The 13,668-nt window shown below is 69.3% G+C and carries 15 protein-coding genes; 9 read left to right on the plus strand and 6 right to left on the minus strand.

Annotation, left to right across the window (positions count from 1 at the left end):
• Positions 1-4 precede the first annotated feature (4 nt).
• The 3 genes from ABTU82_RS12915 to ABTU82_RS12925 all read left to right on the plus strand — a co-directional run bounded on the left by ABTU82_RS12915 (position 5) and on the right by ABTU82_RS12925 (position 2,987).
• Positions 5-1,339: a glycoside hydrolase family 13 protein gene (locus ABTU82_RS12915; protein ID WP_407173751.1), complete on the plus strand. Its 1,335-nt coding sequence runs from the start codon at positions 5-7 to the stop codon at positions 1,337-1,339.
• A gap of 17 nt (positions 1,340-1,356) precedes the next feature.
• Positions 1,357-2,379: a LacI family DNA-binding transcriptional regulator gene (locus ABTU82_RS12920; protein ID WP_407173752.1), complete on the plus strand. Its 1,023-nt coding sequence runs from the start codon at positions 1,357-1,359 to the stop codon at positions 2,377-2,379.
• 122 nt (positions 2,380-2,501) lie between these two features.
• The gene (locus ABTU82_RS12925) at positions 2,502-2,987 is read left to right on the plus strand and encodes a DUF1990 family protein (protein ID WP_116648514.1); all 486 of its coding nucleotides are present in this window, start codon (positions 2,502-2,504) and stop codon (positions 2,985-2,987) included.
• 109 nt (positions 2,988-3,096) lie between these two features.
• Here the strand turns inward: ABTU82_RS12925 and ABTU82_RS12930 are convergent, their stop codons facing one another.
• Entirely contained in the window at positions 3,097-3,720 is a 624-nt protein-coding gene (locus tag ABTU82_RS12930; protein ID WP_407173753.1) for a M15 family metallopeptidase, read from the minus strand.
• An 87-nt stretch (positions 3,721-3,807) separates the two neighbouring features.
• On the opposite strand from ABTU82_RS12930, the gene ABTU82_RS12935 reads away from it, so the two are divergent.
• Positions 3,808-4,467, plus strand: a complete 660-nt coding sequence (locus tag ABTU82_RS12935; RefSeq protein WP_116648513.1) for a response regulator transcription factor — start codon at positions 3,808-3,810, stop codon at positions 4,465-4,467.
• 52 nt (positions 4,468-4,519) lie between these two features.
• On the opposite strand, the gene ABTU82_RS12940 is transcribed toward ABTU82_RS12935, so the two are convergent.
• The gene (locus tag ABTU82_RS12940; protein ID WP_407173754.1) at positions 4,520-5,011 is read right to left on the minus strand and encodes a small multidrug efflux protein; all 492 of its coding nucleotides are present in this window, start codon (positions 5,009-5,011) and stop codon (positions 4,520-4,522) included.
• 185 nt (positions 5,012-5,196) lie between these two features.
• On the opposite strand from ABTU82_RS12940, the gene ABTU82_RS12945 reads away from it, so the two are divergent.
• From ABTU82_RS12945 to ABTU82_RS12955, 3 genes are read left to right on the plus strand one after another with little or no spacing between them, the layout of a single operon-like run.
• Positions 5,197-6,426: a sensor histidine kinase gene (locus tag ABTU82_RS12945; RefSeq protein ID WP_407173755.1), complete on the plus strand. Its 1,230-nt coding sequence runs from the start codon at positions 5,197-5,199 to the stop codon at positions 6,424-6,426.
• Positions 6,423-7,025 (plus strand): response regulator transcription factor, encoded by a 603-nt coding sequence (locus ABTU82_RS12950; protein WP_116648510.1) that lies wholly within the window; start codon positions 6,423-6,425, stop codon positions 7,023-7,025. Before ABTU82_RS12945 ends, ABTU82_RS12950 begins: the two co-directional genes overlap by 4 nt.
• A 43-nt stretch (positions 7,026-7,068) precedes the next feature.
• Entirely contained in the window at positions 7,069-8,169 is a 1,101-nt protein-coding gene (locus ABTU82_RS12955) for a sensor histidine kinase (protein ID WP_407173756.1), read from the plus strand.
• Positions 8,170-8,332: 163 nt separating this feature from the next.
• On the opposite strand, the gene cls is transcribed toward ABTU82_RS12955, so the two are convergent.
• The 3 genes from cls to ABTU82_RS12970 all read right to left on the minus strand — a co-directional run bounded on the left by cls (position 8,333) and on the right by ABTU82_RS12970 (position 12,114).
• Positions 8,333-9,823, minus strand: a complete 1,491-nt coding sequence (gene cls, locus ABTU82_RS12960; RefSeq protein WP_407173757.1) for a cardiolipin synthase — start codon at positions 9,821-9,823, stop codon at positions 8,333-8,335.
• 40 nt (positions 9,824-9,863) lie between these two features.
• Complete coding sequence (locus ABTU82_RS12965; protein ID WP_407173758.1) at positions 9,864-11,519, minus strand: alpha-amylase family protein; 1,656 nt, start codon at positions 11,517-11,519, stop codon at positions 9,864-9,866.
• Between the two features lie 148 nt (positions 11,520-11,667).
• Positions 11,668-12,114, minus strand: a complete 447-nt coding sequence (locus ABTU82_RS12970; RefSeq protein WP_407173759.1) for a VanZ family protein — start codon at positions 12,112-12,114, stop codon at positions 11,668-11,670.
• Between the two features lie 173 nt (positions 12,115-12,287).
• Here ABTU82_RS12970 and ABTU82_RS12975 point away from each other — a divergent pair, with 173 nt between their 5' ends.
• On the plus strand, positions 12,288-12,644 hold the full coding sequence (locus tag ABTU82_RS12975; protein WP_407173760.1) for a DUF2834 domain-containing protein: 357 nt from the start codon (positions 12,288-12,290) through the stop codon (positions 12,642-12,644).
• 321 nt (positions 12,645-12,965) lie between these two features.
• The gene (locus ABTU82_RS12980) at positions 12,966-13,364 is read left to right on the plus strand and encodes a pyridoxamine 5'-phosphate oxidase family protein (RefSeq protein WP_407173761.1); all 399 of its coding nucleotides are present in this window, start codon (positions 12,966-12,968) and stop codon (positions 13,362-13,364) included.
• Positions 13,365-13,367: 3 nt separating this feature from the next.
• On the opposite strand, the gene ABTU82_RS12985 is transcribed toward ABTU82_RS12980, so the two are convergent.
• Positions 13,368-13,598: a hypothetical protein gene (locus ABTU82_RS12985; RefSeq protein ID WP_407173762.1), complete on the minus strand. Its 231-nt coding sequence runs from the start codon at positions 13,596-13,598 to the stop codon at positions 13,368-13,370.
• Positions 13,599-13,668: the final 70 nt, after the last annotated feature.

The raw sequence follows: 13,668 nt of genomic DNA on the forward strand, positions 1-13,668 counted from the left end.
TTCCATGACCGTTCCCGACTGGCTCGCCGACGCCGTCTTCTACCAGATCTTCCCCGAGCGGTTCGCGAACGCCGACCCCTCGCTCGACCCCGACGACGTGGTGCCCTGGGGCTCGACGCCGACGCCCGACAATTTCTTCGGCGGCGACCTGCAGGGCATCATCGACCACCTCGACCACATCGTCGCGCTGGGGGCGAACGCCCTCTACCTGACACCGGTCTTCGAGGCCGACACGAACCACCGCTACGACGCCACCGACTACTTCTCGATCGATCACCGGCTCGGCACCCTCGAGACCTTCCGCGCACTGATCGCCGAATGCCATGCACGAGGCATTCGCGTCGTGCTCGACGCCGTGCTCAACCACTGCGGCAACGGCCACTGGGCGTTCGAAGACGTCGTCGAGAACGAGGCCGACTCGGCCTACGTGAACTGGTTCTCGGTCGAGGGGTTTCCCGTCACCGCCCACCCGACGCCGAACTACCGCACCTGTTCGGGCTGCTACTACCTGCCGAAGTGGAACGCGTACAACCCCGACGTGCGCCACCACCACCTCGACGTCGCGCGGTACTGGATCGACCAGGGCATCGACGGGTGGCGGCTCGACGTGCCGTACTTCATCAACCACACGTTCTGGCGCGAGTTCCGCACCGCGGTGAAGAGCAAGAGCGACGACCTCTACATCGTCGCCGAGGAATGGCGCTCCCCCGTCGAATGGCTACAAGGAGACACCGCCGACGGCACCATGAACTACACCGCCCGCGACCTCATCCTGGGCTTCAGCGCCGATCGCAGCACCGACGCCTACGCGCTCGCCGCCGGCCTGAACGCACTCCAGGCCGAGATCCCCACCGGATTCCACCAGGGCATGCTCAACCTGCTCGGAAGCCACGACACCGAACGGGTGCTCACCCGGCACGAGGGCGACGTCGAGTCCGCGCTGCTCTCGTACGCGCTGCTGTTCTCTCTCGAGGGAGCGCCGATGGTCTACTACGGCGACGAGGTCGGACTCACCGGCGACAACGACCCGGGGTGCCGGGGCACGATGCCCTGGGACGAGGAGACGTGGAACACACGGCTCCTCGACGGCATCCGCAGCTTCGCAGCGTTCCGCGCACAGCATCCCGCGATGCGGCGTGGGCGGCAGACCGCCGTGGCCCTCGACGCCGACACGATCGCGATCGTGCGGGCGGGCGAGCACGAACGGGCCGCCGTGATCGTGCACCGCGGCGAGGGGACGACCGTCGACATGACGGCGGTGCCCGATCTCGCGTCGCTCGATGAGGACGTCATCGTGCTCGGACCGCGCGGCACGGCGTCGCTCGGGGGCTCTGCGTGACAGGCAGGCGGGTGACCATGCGAGAAGTCGCCGAACTCGCGGGAGTGTCGAAGTCGGCGGTCTCGCTGGCGTTCAACGATCCGCGCAAGCTCTCCGACTCCACGCTGCAGAACATCCGCGCGGCGGCGGACGAACTCGGGTACGCGCAAGATCCGGCGGCACGGATGCTGCGCACACGGCGCACCGACAGCCTCGCGCTCCTTCTGCCGCAGCAGTTGGACAACGTGCTGCAGAACCCGTACTACACGCAGTTTCTGCAGGGCATCGGCCAGACGTGCCACCGTGAGGGCTTCACCCTCCTGCTCGCTCCCCCGCTGCGGGGCTCGATGCTGCGCGCGATCCCCTACGCCGCCGTGGACGGCTTCATCGTCTCGGGTTTGGAGTACGACCGGGGGGAGGTCACGGCGCTGAGGCACCGCCGCATCCCGTTCGTGCTCGTCGACAGCGAGTGGCACGACGACGTTCCAAGCGTCGAGATCGACGACGGGCAGGGTACCGCGGAAGTCGTCGACTACCTCCTCGGCCTCGGGCATCGCCGGATCGCCTTCGTCGTCTTCGAGACGGGCGTCGAGGGCGGGTACGGCGCGTGGCGCGGTCCTGTTCGCCGGCGCATGGACGGCGTGCGCCGGAGCCTCGGCGAAGTGGGTCTGTCGACCGACGACCCAGGTATCACGGTGCTGGAGGTGGCATGCACCCGCGGCGGTGGCACGGAGGCGTTCCGGCGGCTCTGGGCCGAACCCGAGCCGCCGACCGCGATCGTGGCGTTCAGCGACATCATCGCCTTCGGCGTGCTCGACGCCGCTCGCGCCGCGGGGGTCGACGTGCCCCGCGCGCTCTCGGTGACCGGGTTCGATGACCTGGCCGAGGCGAGCTGGACAGCGCCGAGTCTCACGACCGTGCGGCAACCCATCGCGACCAAGGGCCGCCTCGCGGCGGAATACCTCGTCGAGGCGATCGCGACCGACAAGCCCGCCGAGATCCGCCACCAGCGGCTGCCCACCTCGCTGCTCGTCCGCGCCTCCACGGCTCGCGCGGCGTAGCGCTCGTGCTTCGTCTCGTCGGTGGAATCGGGCGAGGTCGGTGCGTGTGAGCGATCACGCGCACCGATTCTGCCCGATCTCACCGACATCGCTCGAGGCGGATGCGCGCCTAGGGTGGCGGGATGACCACCGTCACCTACGCCGAGGTCGGCGCCACCGCGAGCGAACTGCCCCCGGGGTACCACCACGTTCGCATGAGGCGTGTCATCGGCCACGGGCGAGCGGTGTTCGATCGCGCCTCCGACGACCTGTTCGCCGGTCTCGTGCAGCGACGGGCCGGTGCCCGCATCCGGTTATCGGACGTGCCGCTGCGTGAGGGCACGCGCGTGCGCATGCTCGTGAGCGTCGGGCCGCTCTCGTTTCGCATACCGTGCCTCGTCGTCTGGGCGGAACGGAGCGCAACCTCGGCCGGCTTCGCCTACGGCACTCTGCCCGGTCACCCCGAGCGCGGAGAGGAACGCTTCGAGCTGAGCCTCTCCCCCTCCGGTGAGGTGACCTTCACGATCACCGCATTCTCGGCCCCGGGCCGGTGGTTCACCCGGCTCGGGGGCCCGCTCGCACGCCTCGTGCAGTCGCGGATGACGCGTCGTTACCTGGCCGCGCTGTGAGCTCGCGGGCCAAGCCGAATCCACAGTCCGCTGCTCGAATCCACGCTCTAGTGACGCCCCACGATGCGGATTCACGCACATCTATGTGGATTGGACGCGGCGCGCCCGTTCAGGATGCGGCATCCGACTTCATCTCGGGGCACACCCCGCCGGGGTCGGTGGCCAGCTCGTAGTGCCATCGCTCGTTCGCGTAGGTCTGACAGATGCCGTAGCGGGAGCCGTTCGTCATCAGCCAGAACTGCGCGTCGATGGGGCCGATGTCGATGCCGTCGCCAGTGACGTGGGTGGAGCGATCCGGACTCGCGACGTACTGACGAGCGACCTCCTCGCTCGCGTAGAGCTCGATCGCATCCTCGAGCAGCCATTCCTGATACTCGACGCTGCGCCACCCGCTCATCACCCGGAACGAGAGGCCGTCGTTCGCCGCATCGGCTTCGGCCGCACGCATGGCGTCACGCAGTTCGGGGTTGAGGCGGGCGATCGCGGCCACTTCGTCGTCGAGCGTCACGGTCTCACCCTCGGCGATGAGGCCGTCTTCTGCCGTCGGTGAGAACGGTTCGAGCGTGGTGAACGGCGCGACCGCCGCCGAGAATGCGCCCGCGACCGCGATGGCGATCGCGCCCGCAATGAGGGCCGCCGCGATCACCCCGGCCACGACGAACACGACGCGCCGCCTCCGCGCGGACGAGCGACGGACGGGAGCGGCGAAAGCAGGAGCATCGAGCGTGAGCATGAGGCCCATCCCACGCGCGCCGATGTTGTCGCGCCGTACGCGCGGGAGGATACGACCGCGATACGTGCGCCGCTTTACGCTGATGCCATGCGCGTGCTGATCGTCGAGGACGAGCTCTATCTCGCCGAAGCGATCCGCGACGGGCTGCGACTCGAGGCGATCGCGGCCGACATCGCCGGCGACGGCGACACCGCGCTCGAGCAACTCGCGATCAACACGTACGACGTGGTCGTGCTCGACCGCGACATCCCCGGACCGAACGGCGACGAGATCGCGCGCCGCCTGGCCGCCGAACCCGCCTCGCCCCGCGTGCTCATGCTCACGGCCGCCGACCGCTTGGACGACAAGGCGGCGGGGTTCGAAAGCGGCGCCGACGACTACCTCACCAAGCCCTTCGCCCTGCGCGAGCTCGTGCTGCGGCTGCGCGCGCTCGGGCGGCGGCCGGCAGCATCCACACCTCCGGTGATCGAGGTGTCGGGGGTGCGGCTCGACCGGTTCCGCCGCGAGGTGTTCCGGGATGGGCACTACGTGAACCTCACGCGCAAGCAGTTCGCCGTGCTCGACGTGCTCATGACAGCCGGAGGCGGAGTCGTGAGCGCCGAAGACCTTCTCGAACGGGCGTGGGACGAGAACGCCGATCCGTTCACCAACGCCGTCCGCATCACCATCTCGACCCTGCGCAAGCGTCTCGGAGAGCCCTGGGTCATCGAGACGGTGCCCGGCGTCGGCTACCGCATGACGGCATGACGACGCCACCGCCCTTCCCCACAGAAGGTGCGGTGGCGCCGAGTCGAGAGGGTCAGACCGCGACAGCGATGACACCCGTGATGATCAGGGTCAGCAGCGTCGTCCACAGGACGATCGCGACGCCCTGCCAGAGCAGCACCCGCGCTTTCGGCACGCCCGAACCGGCGAGCGCCGCCGCGGTGAAGTGTGTCGGCAGCAGCAGGGGCCCGAGCAGGCTCACGCCGACCACGCCATAGCGGTGGAAGGCCTTCTGAAACTTCTCCCGGCGCGCCGAGGCCGGCTTGCGGGGCTTCGATCTCGTCAGCGCGGCCCGGATCTGCGCCCCCAGCAGCACGACGATGGCCACGGCGACGAAGTTGCCGAGAGCACCGGCGATGGCGGCGATCACCGGGTTGATGCCGCCGATGATGCCGATGGATGCTGCGCCCTCACCCTCGATGAACGGCACCGCACCGGCGACGAAGACGATGAGAGGTTGCGCCCATTCCGGAAGCTGCGCGATGAGGTTCTGGAATCCGAGGATGAGGTCGGCGACGGGGTTCATGGGGAGCCTTTCCGTGGGGATGCCGTGTGCAAGCGGCGGTGATTCCATCCCAGCCGCCACCCCCGCCCCCCGGCAGTGTCGTCGCGTCACGTTCGGCCGGGATGATTCCCGGGCCGACCCATGACGAATGTCACGACCCTGCGGCCGCACGGCACGGGGCACGCACGGCTGGCTACCGTGGAGACATGACCACGCCGACGAGTGCCCCCGACCGCGGTCCGCGCATCGGCGATCGGGCGCTCGGCCGAGGCGTCACCGCGACGTGGTGGTACACCGCGACAGCGCTCGTCTTCTTTCAGATCATCACGCCGCTGTCGTGGGTCGCATGGATTCCGCTGCGATACGACGACACCGCCGGGCGGGTCGAGCTGGGGCTCTGGCTGGGACTGGCAGCGACGATCCTCGCGGTCGCCGGTCTCGCCGTGCTGCTGCGCGAGTACCGACCGAGCGTGATGGCGCAACGCCACGAGGAACGTCGCGGAGTTCGCGTCGGCGAGCTGGTGGGCATCGGCATGATGCTCGTGGCCGCTTGTCTGCTGGGGGTGGCCACCGGATCGTGGCTGGCCGGGGTCGGTGTCGTCGCCGGGGCACTCAGCGCGCGCGCCTGGCCGCGCGGAATCCGGTGGCGCGTGGTGATCGGACTCACCGTCGTTCTCATCGCGCTGTGGGTGGTCGAGGCGCCGGCGCTGTCGACGCGATCCGACCTCTACGTTCCGGCGCTGTTCACGACCCTGCTGCCCGCCACGTTCGCCTCGTCGATGTGGTGGTGGGTGATCGTGCTCGAACTCGACCGCGCCCGGGAAGCCGAGAGCGCGCTGGCCGCGACACGTGAACGCCTGCGCCTCGCGAACGACGTGCACGATCTGCAGGGGCACCACCTGCAGGTGATCGCTCTGCAACTCGAGCTCGCCGAGCGTCTGCTCACACGCGACGACCCCGACGGCGCGGCCCGCGAGATCGCACGGGCACGAGAAGCGGTCGACGACGCACGCCAGGGCACGCGCGACCTCGCGTCGCAGTTCCGGGGCGTGCCTCTGCCCGACGAGCTCGAGAACGCGGCGGATCTGCTGCGGTCCGCGGGTCTGCAGGTGACCACCGACGTCGACGCCGACGTCGGGCGCATCGACGCGCTCGGCCCGATCGTGCGAGAGAGCGTCACGAACGTGCTCAAGCACGGCGGCGGGCGGCACGCGTCGCTGTCGCTCGCGCGGAACGCCGAGCGGTGGGTGTACCGGATCGCGAACGACGACCCCGGCGACGACGACACGGGGTGGGGATCGGGGCTCTACGGCATGACGGCGCGCGCCGAAGCGGTGGGCGGCGAAGTGCGGGTCTCACGCGAGGGTACGACGTTCGCGCTCACGGTGACGCTGCCCGCCGACGCAGCATCCGTCGATCAGGAGCAGCTCGCATGATCCGCGTTCTGATCGCCGACGATGAAGACATGATCCGCACGGCGCTCGCATCGCTGCTGCGCCTCGAAGACGACCTCGAGGTCGTGGCCGAGTGCCGCACCGGAACCGACGCCGTCGCCGAAGCGATGCGCGTCGAGCCCGACGTATGCCTGCTCGACCTCGAGATGCCCGGGCTCGACGGAGTGGAAGTCGCGGAGCGGCTGCGCGGCAAGAGCGCCGCGCGGTGCATCGTGGTGACGCGGCACGCCCGGCCCGGAGTGCTGCGGCGCGCACTGCAGGCCGGGGTCGAGGGGTTCGTGCCGAAATCGCGGCGCGCGGAGGAGGTCGCCGAGATCATCCGCCGCGTCGCATCCGGACGCCGCTACGTCGACCCCGAGATCGCCGCCGACGCCCTCGCCGACGAACGCAGCCCGCTGACCGACCGCGAGCTCGACGTGCTTCGTGCCGGTCAGCGCGGCGAGACGATCGCGCAGATCGCCGCGACCGTGCACCTCTCCCCCGGCACCGTGCGCAACCACGTGTCGTCGGCGCTCGGCAAGCTCTCGGTCGCCACGCGCCAGCAAGCGACCGTGATGGCGCAGGAACGCGGGTGGATCTGATCGGCATACGCCGGCGATACGGGCGTCGACCTAGGCTGACTGCATGCCGGTGACCGCAGCGGGCTCCTCTCGCGGGCGGGGCCTCTCGCTCCAGGCGAAGCTCGCCCTCAGCTATGCCGGGTTCATCGTCGTCGCCGGCATCGCCCTGTTCGTCGTCGGGTTCTTGCTGCTGCGTTTCGTTCCCGACGGCAACCTGAACCTGGACGGCGGCGGGTTCGTACCCAACCGCAGCGACCTGCTCGAGGTGTTCGTTCGCTACGCCTGGTGGGCGATGGCCGGACTCATCGCCTTCGGACTCATCGGGGGCTGGGTGCTCGCCGGGCTCGTGCTGCGCCCGCTCGGACGGATCGCGGATGCTGCGCGCCGCGTGCGCGACGGACGATTCGACCAGCGCGTCGCCCTCCCCGGACGACGCGACGAGCTCACCGACCTGGCCGACGCGCTCGACACGATGCTCGACCGCGTCGAGCACACGATCGCCGAGGAACGACGCTTCGCCGCGAACGCCTCGCACGAGCTGCGGACGCCGCACGCGATCATCCGCACGATGGTCGAAGTCGGCCAGGCCGACCCGGCCGGCCGGGACGTCGACGTGCTGCTCCAGCGCATCGGCTCCACCAACGACCGTGCGATCGCGACGACCGAGGCGCTCCTCACCCTCGCCCGCGTGGGCCGCGGCGGACTCCCGATCGAGACGATCGACCTCGCGGCGGTCGCCTCGATCGCGCTGAAGGACGTGCAGGCAGAGGCGGAGGCGCGCAGCATCCGCGGTCGGGTATCGCTGCCCTCCGCCGAGATCACGGCGAATCGAGCCCTGATCGGTCAGCTCGCCGCGAACCTGCTGCACAACGCGATCGTGCACAACGAGCCCGATGGCTGGGTGAGACTGACCGTGACGCCGGGCGATCGATGGGCGGCGCTGACCGTGGAGAACAGCGGTGTCACGCTCGACCCCGCGGTCGCCGCAACGCTGACGGAGCCGTTCGTGCGCGGCGCCGGACGCACGCGTACCGAGTCGGGGCACCAGGGCGCGGGGCTCGGCCTCGCGATCGTGGCGTCGATCGTGCGTGCCCACGACGGGGCGCTCGACGTGACGGCGCGCCCCGAGGGCGGTCTGCTCGTGCGCGTCGTGCTGCCGCGCTGAGGTGGCGGGCACGTCTGAGCCGTCTCCGGCTCAGAATCCAGGAAGAACGGCGCAGCAGCGGCCCGTGCGGCGCCACGGGACGGGTTTCTTCCTGCATTCTGCGCATGAGTCACGGCTCACGGGCGACCGGCCGCCCGCGGCTGACATCTCCGGCGGTGCCGCGCTACTGGACGGTGGCAGTCAGGCGAGCGACGTTGTCGAGCACCTGCACCGGCACCCGGCGCTGCAGCCACTCTTCGAGCAGCACTTCCTTCGAGCGCGACCGGTAGTCGTTCTCGATGTGGCGCAGGTCGTCGACGAACTCGCGGCCGTGCACGAGCAGCGACACCTCGAAGTTGAGGCTGAACGAGCGCATGTCCATGTTGCTCGACCCGATCACGGCGACCTGGTCGTCGATCGTGAAGTGCTTAGAGTGCAGCACGATCGGCTTCTCGTACAAGAAGATGCGCACACCGGCCCGCAGCAGCGCCTCGTAGTACGAACGCTGCGCGTGGTAGACGAGGAACTGGTCGGCCACCTCGCACGCGAACAGCTGCACGTCGACCCCACGCTCGGCCGCGGTCGTAATGGCGTAGAGCATCGAATCGTCGGGCACGAAGTACGGGCTGGCGATGATGAGCTTCTTCTGCGCCGAGTAGACGAGCGCGTTGAAGAGCTTGAGGTTGTTCTCGCCGTCGAACCCCGGTCCGCTCGGCACGACCTGGCACTCGAACGTGCCGGGGTCGCTGTGGTCGACGGTCATCTCGTCGACGTCGGAGACATCAGGTAGCTCGTCGGTTTCGCTGTACCAGTCGGTGATGAAGAGCGCGTCGAGACCGATCGCCGCCGGTCCTTCCAGGCGCACCATCAGGTCGACCCACTGCAGACCGCGCCGGATGTTGCCCTTCTTGTTGTAGCTGCTGTCGATCATGTTCTGCGATCCGGTGAAGGCGATCTTGCCGTCGACCACGACGATCTTGCGGTGGTTGCGCAGATCGGGGCGGCGCCACATGCCCTTGGTGGGGTGGAAGGGCAGCATCTCCTCGAACCGGATGCTGTTCTCCTGCAGCCATCGACGGGTGTTGCGCCCCTCGGGGTTCGTGATCGTCGCCCAGTGATCGAAGAGGACGCGAACCTGCACGCCTCGCTCGCTCGCGCGCTTCAGCGCATCGAAGAAGCCGATCGTCGTCTTGTCGCGCGCGAGGATGTAGAACTCCACGTGCACGTACCGGCGCGCCGCATCGACGGCATCCGTCATCGCCGCGATCGAGCCCTCGTAGTGCGGGTACAGTCGCGCGGCGTTGCCCTCGAGCAGGGGCATCGCCCCCAGGGTGCGGTTCAGCTGGGCGACCGATGCGAACCACGGCGGGCGCGGATCGTCGACGATCTCCTCGTCGATCCCCTGCGTGTGCTCGAGAATCAGGTCGTTGATCTCGCGCTGGCGATTGCGCCGGTCGCGCGGGAGCTTCGAGCTTCCGAAGAGGCCGAACAGCAGGCTGCCCGGGATCGGCGCGATGAAGATCGCCATCAGCCAGGCCATGGCCGACGTAGGGCGCCGGTTGCGGGGGACGGCGATCACGGCGACGACGCGGATCACGATGTCGACCACCAAGACGACCGGTGAGAGCGTCTTGACCAGGGCCGGGATCCGGGAGACGAGGGCGCGCCATTTCATCTGCTGATCCTGTCAGTCCTGAGAGCCGCCGCGCGCACGTTCACGCGATCCGCCGCTCCCCCGGGCGGATCACACGCCACCACTGGTGGCCGTACCCGCCGAGTTCGACGTCGAATCCGCCGTCGTCCAATGCCACCGGCGCAGGGTCGTCGCCGAGCAGGCTGACGACGCGCCAGCCTTCGTCGGCACCCGCGATGTCGATGCGGAACGTGCGTCCGTCGGGTGCGAAGTTGTGTGCCGCGACGAGCATCCCGAGTTCGCTTGTCACCGAGTGCGCGAGCACGCACGAATGCGGCTGGTCGAGGATCGCCAGCTCTCCCCAGCCGATCTCGGGGGCAGCCCGATACGTGCGGATCAGCTCCTGAACGAAGCGCAGGAACGACCCGGGATCGTGCCGCTGCTGTGAGACGTTGATGTGCTGCGGAGCAAACCCGCCCGCGACGACCTGCGCGACCATGTCGTCGGGGTCGGCGTCGGAGAAGCCCGCTCCGGCAGCATCCGTCCACTGCATCGGCGTTCGCACCGCGGCGCGGCTGCCCGTGATGCGGGGGTCTTCCCCCATTCCGATCTCTTCGCCGTAGTAGAGCACGGGGGCTCCCGGCAGCGAGAAGATCAGGCTGTAGACCATGCGGATGCGGCGGGGATCGCCCTCGAGCATCGACGGCAGGCGGCGGGTGATGCCGCGATCGTGGATGCGCTGACCTTTCTCGGGCGCGAAGGCCTCGAACGCTTCTTCGCGCTCGTCGGCGCTCAGTTGATCGAGGGTGAGCTCGTCGTGATTTCGCACGAAGTTGCCCCACTGATTGCCGAGGGCGATCGCGGGGCGGGAGAGCAGCGCGTCGCGCAGGGGCGCGGCATCCTGTCGCGCGAGAGCCAGGTAGAGCCGCTGGTTGGCGACGAAGTCGAACTGCATCGTGAGTTCGTCGCCGTCCGAGTCACCGAAGAAGGCGAGCTGCTCGTCGTAGGGCAGGTTGACCTCGCCGAGCAGCATCGCCGCCCCGCGCCGCCGTGAGACGTAGCCGCGCAGAGTGCGGAGGAACTCGTGCTCGGGACCGCCGTCGCCGTCGATGAGGAACGGCACGGCGTCGACGCGGAATCCGTCGATGCCCAGCTCGAGCCAGAAGCCGAGCACCTTCGCGATCTCTTCGCGCACCTCGGGGTGATCGGTCGCGAGGTCGGGCTGGTGCCGGTAGAACGAGTGCTTGTAGTACTGCCCGGCCGTCTCGTCGAAGGTCCACACGCCGTCTTCGACGTCGGGGAACATGCTCGCCGGCGCATCGTCGGGCACGTCGTCTCGCCACGAGTAGAAATGGCGGTAGCGGCTGTCGGGGCTCGAACGTGCGTCCTGGAACCACGGATGCTGGTCGGACGTGTGGTTCACGACGAGGTCGACGATCACCCGCATGCCGCGGTCGCGGGCGGTGCGGAGCACCTCGACCATGTCGCCGAGGGTTCCGTAGCGCGGATCGACGCCGTAGTAGTCCTGGATGTCGTAGCCGTTGTCGCGCTGCGGCGACGGGTAGAACGGCGCGAGCCACAGACAGGTGACGCCGAGCTCGGCGAGATAGTCGAGGCGCTGCGCGAGTCCGCGCAGGTCTCCGACTCCGTCGTCGTCGGTGTCGAGGTAGGTCTTGACGTCGAGGTTGTAGAAGACCGCGGTCTTCCACCACAGGTCGCTGGTATCGGTGAGTCTCATCGCGCGACCTCCGGTCGGAGGTCGGGTGCGCGGAGCGGGGTGGTCGTCATCGGAGCCCTCTCGGTGGGACGGTGGCGGCTGGTCCCTCCGTTCTACCGCGCCGACCTGGGCGGGTCGCAGGGGTGGCGGGTCTCGATGATGTATGGGCTCACCGCCCCGTGCGGTGCGGGATGCGGGTCACGATCGCGCCCGCTATGCGCGGAACCGTGACGGCGGCGACGCCGACGACAGCGCCGAGTGTGTTCCAGAAGACGTCGTCGAGGTCGGGAACCCTCCCCGGAATCGAGGCCTGCGCGTACTCCACCGCCGCCGACAGGCCGAAGCCCGCCACGACCGCGAGCGGCCACGCGCGGCGATGCAGCAGGAGGGCGATCGTCGCGCCGAGAGGCACGAACATGAGCACGTTGAGCACGCGCTCGGCGTCGCCGTAAGGAATGGCGTCGACCAGCGGGGCGAGCGAAGCATCCATCAGTCGCATGAACTGCCCGCGCGCGGGCGACACGATCGACCTCGGGGCGAGCGTGAGCAGCGCGACCATACCGACCGCGAGCGCGGCGGCGAAGAGGCGGATGCTGCGGGTGGTGGCAGCGGTCATCGAAGCGGCCCTTTCCGCCGACCTCGGGCGGGCCGGCGTTGACGAGTACACCCGCTGCGGTGTTGCGGGAGCGTATGCCTATGCGTCGCACCGAGGTGCCACGGATGGGGCGCACGACGCCTCGGGATACCCCGCATTGCGGCAACTCACTCCCTCGGGAGTACGGTGCGAGCATGAGCGAACGCGCGATCACGAAGCACTGGACGCCCCGGGCGTTCATCTACCTCGCACTGTCGATCGTCGGACTGGTGTGGACCTTCGCGCTGAACGCCTGGACGGTCATCGAAGGACGCAACTACTTCGCCGACCTGTTCGGCAGCGGCCCGGCGGTGTCGTCGATCGGCGTCGACCTGCTGGTCGTCGCCCTCGCCGGGGTGGTGCTGATCTTCGCCGAGGCCCGGCGGCTCCGCATGAAACGCGCATGGCTCTACGTGGTGCTCTCGGCGGTGACGGCGTTCGCCTTCACGTTCCCGCTCTTCCTCGCGATGCGGGAGCGCAAGATCGCGGCGCGCGAGGCCGGCGACGGCTGATCCGCCCGCATAGCTCACCCCGGCCCGCCTCGCCCGACCGCCCCGCTCCCGCTCCCGCTCCCGCCCGACCGCCCCGCTCCCGCTCCCGCTCCCGCTCCCGGGATAGCGTCCGCACCAACGGCATCACGCCACCGTAGCGGGGGCACGTCGGCGAGTGTGCCCGTTTTCGCTGAGGGTGCCCGAAAACTCAGCCTCGTCCGGCGCAAACGGGCACCTTGGGCGCAACACCGGCCGCTCAGCGCGCCGAAGACGCAGCGCCGTGGGAACACCCCGCCGTGCGGGCCGGTTGTCGAGAAGACAGTCCCGACGAAGGAGAAGCGAATGAGCAAGCGCTGGAACTACGTCCGCCCCTACTTCGAGCGCGACACGGTCATGCACGTGGCCACGCTGCTCCCCGACGGCGCGCCGCACACCGTTCCGGTGTGGATCGGCGTGGAGGGCGACCGCCTCACCATGTTCACCATGGCCGACTCCCGCAAAGACCGCGACCTGCAGGTCGATCCGCGCGTTGCGGTGTCGGTCACCCACCCGGCGAATCCTCTCGATTCGGCGTTCGTCCGCGGCCGCGTGGTCGAACGGATCACCGGTGACGACGCACTGCCGATCGTCGACCGGATCTCCGAGAAGTACACCGGCGGCCCGTACGACGTGCGCGAGGGGCTGACCGCCTTCTACATCGAACCCGAGGTCAGCTGGGCGCGCGACTACTCCGGCGAGTAGCCCTCAGACCTCGGCCGAGCCCGTCCGCTCGTCGGTGACCGCGTCGCGGTCGGCGTAGGGGCCCGATCCCTCGGGAGCGACGAAGACCTCATCGGGATCCGGCTCGTCCCCGTCGTCGGGCGCGCCATCGGGCGCGGGCGGCAGGTTCTCGAGCTCACCCCCGGCGAGCTGCTCGAGGTCGGCCTGCGTGGCGTCACCGTCGGACGAAGGGCGGATGCTGCTGCTGTCGCTCATCGTGGATCCTTTCGACTGCACCCAGCATGGCGAGCCCGCACCGCTGCACGGGAGGGTCGACAGGGGCCGC

The organism is Microbacterium deferens (assembly GCF_045517775.1).
Lineage (GTDB): Bacteria > Actinomycetota > Actinomycetes > Actinomycetales > Microbacteriaceae > Microbacterium.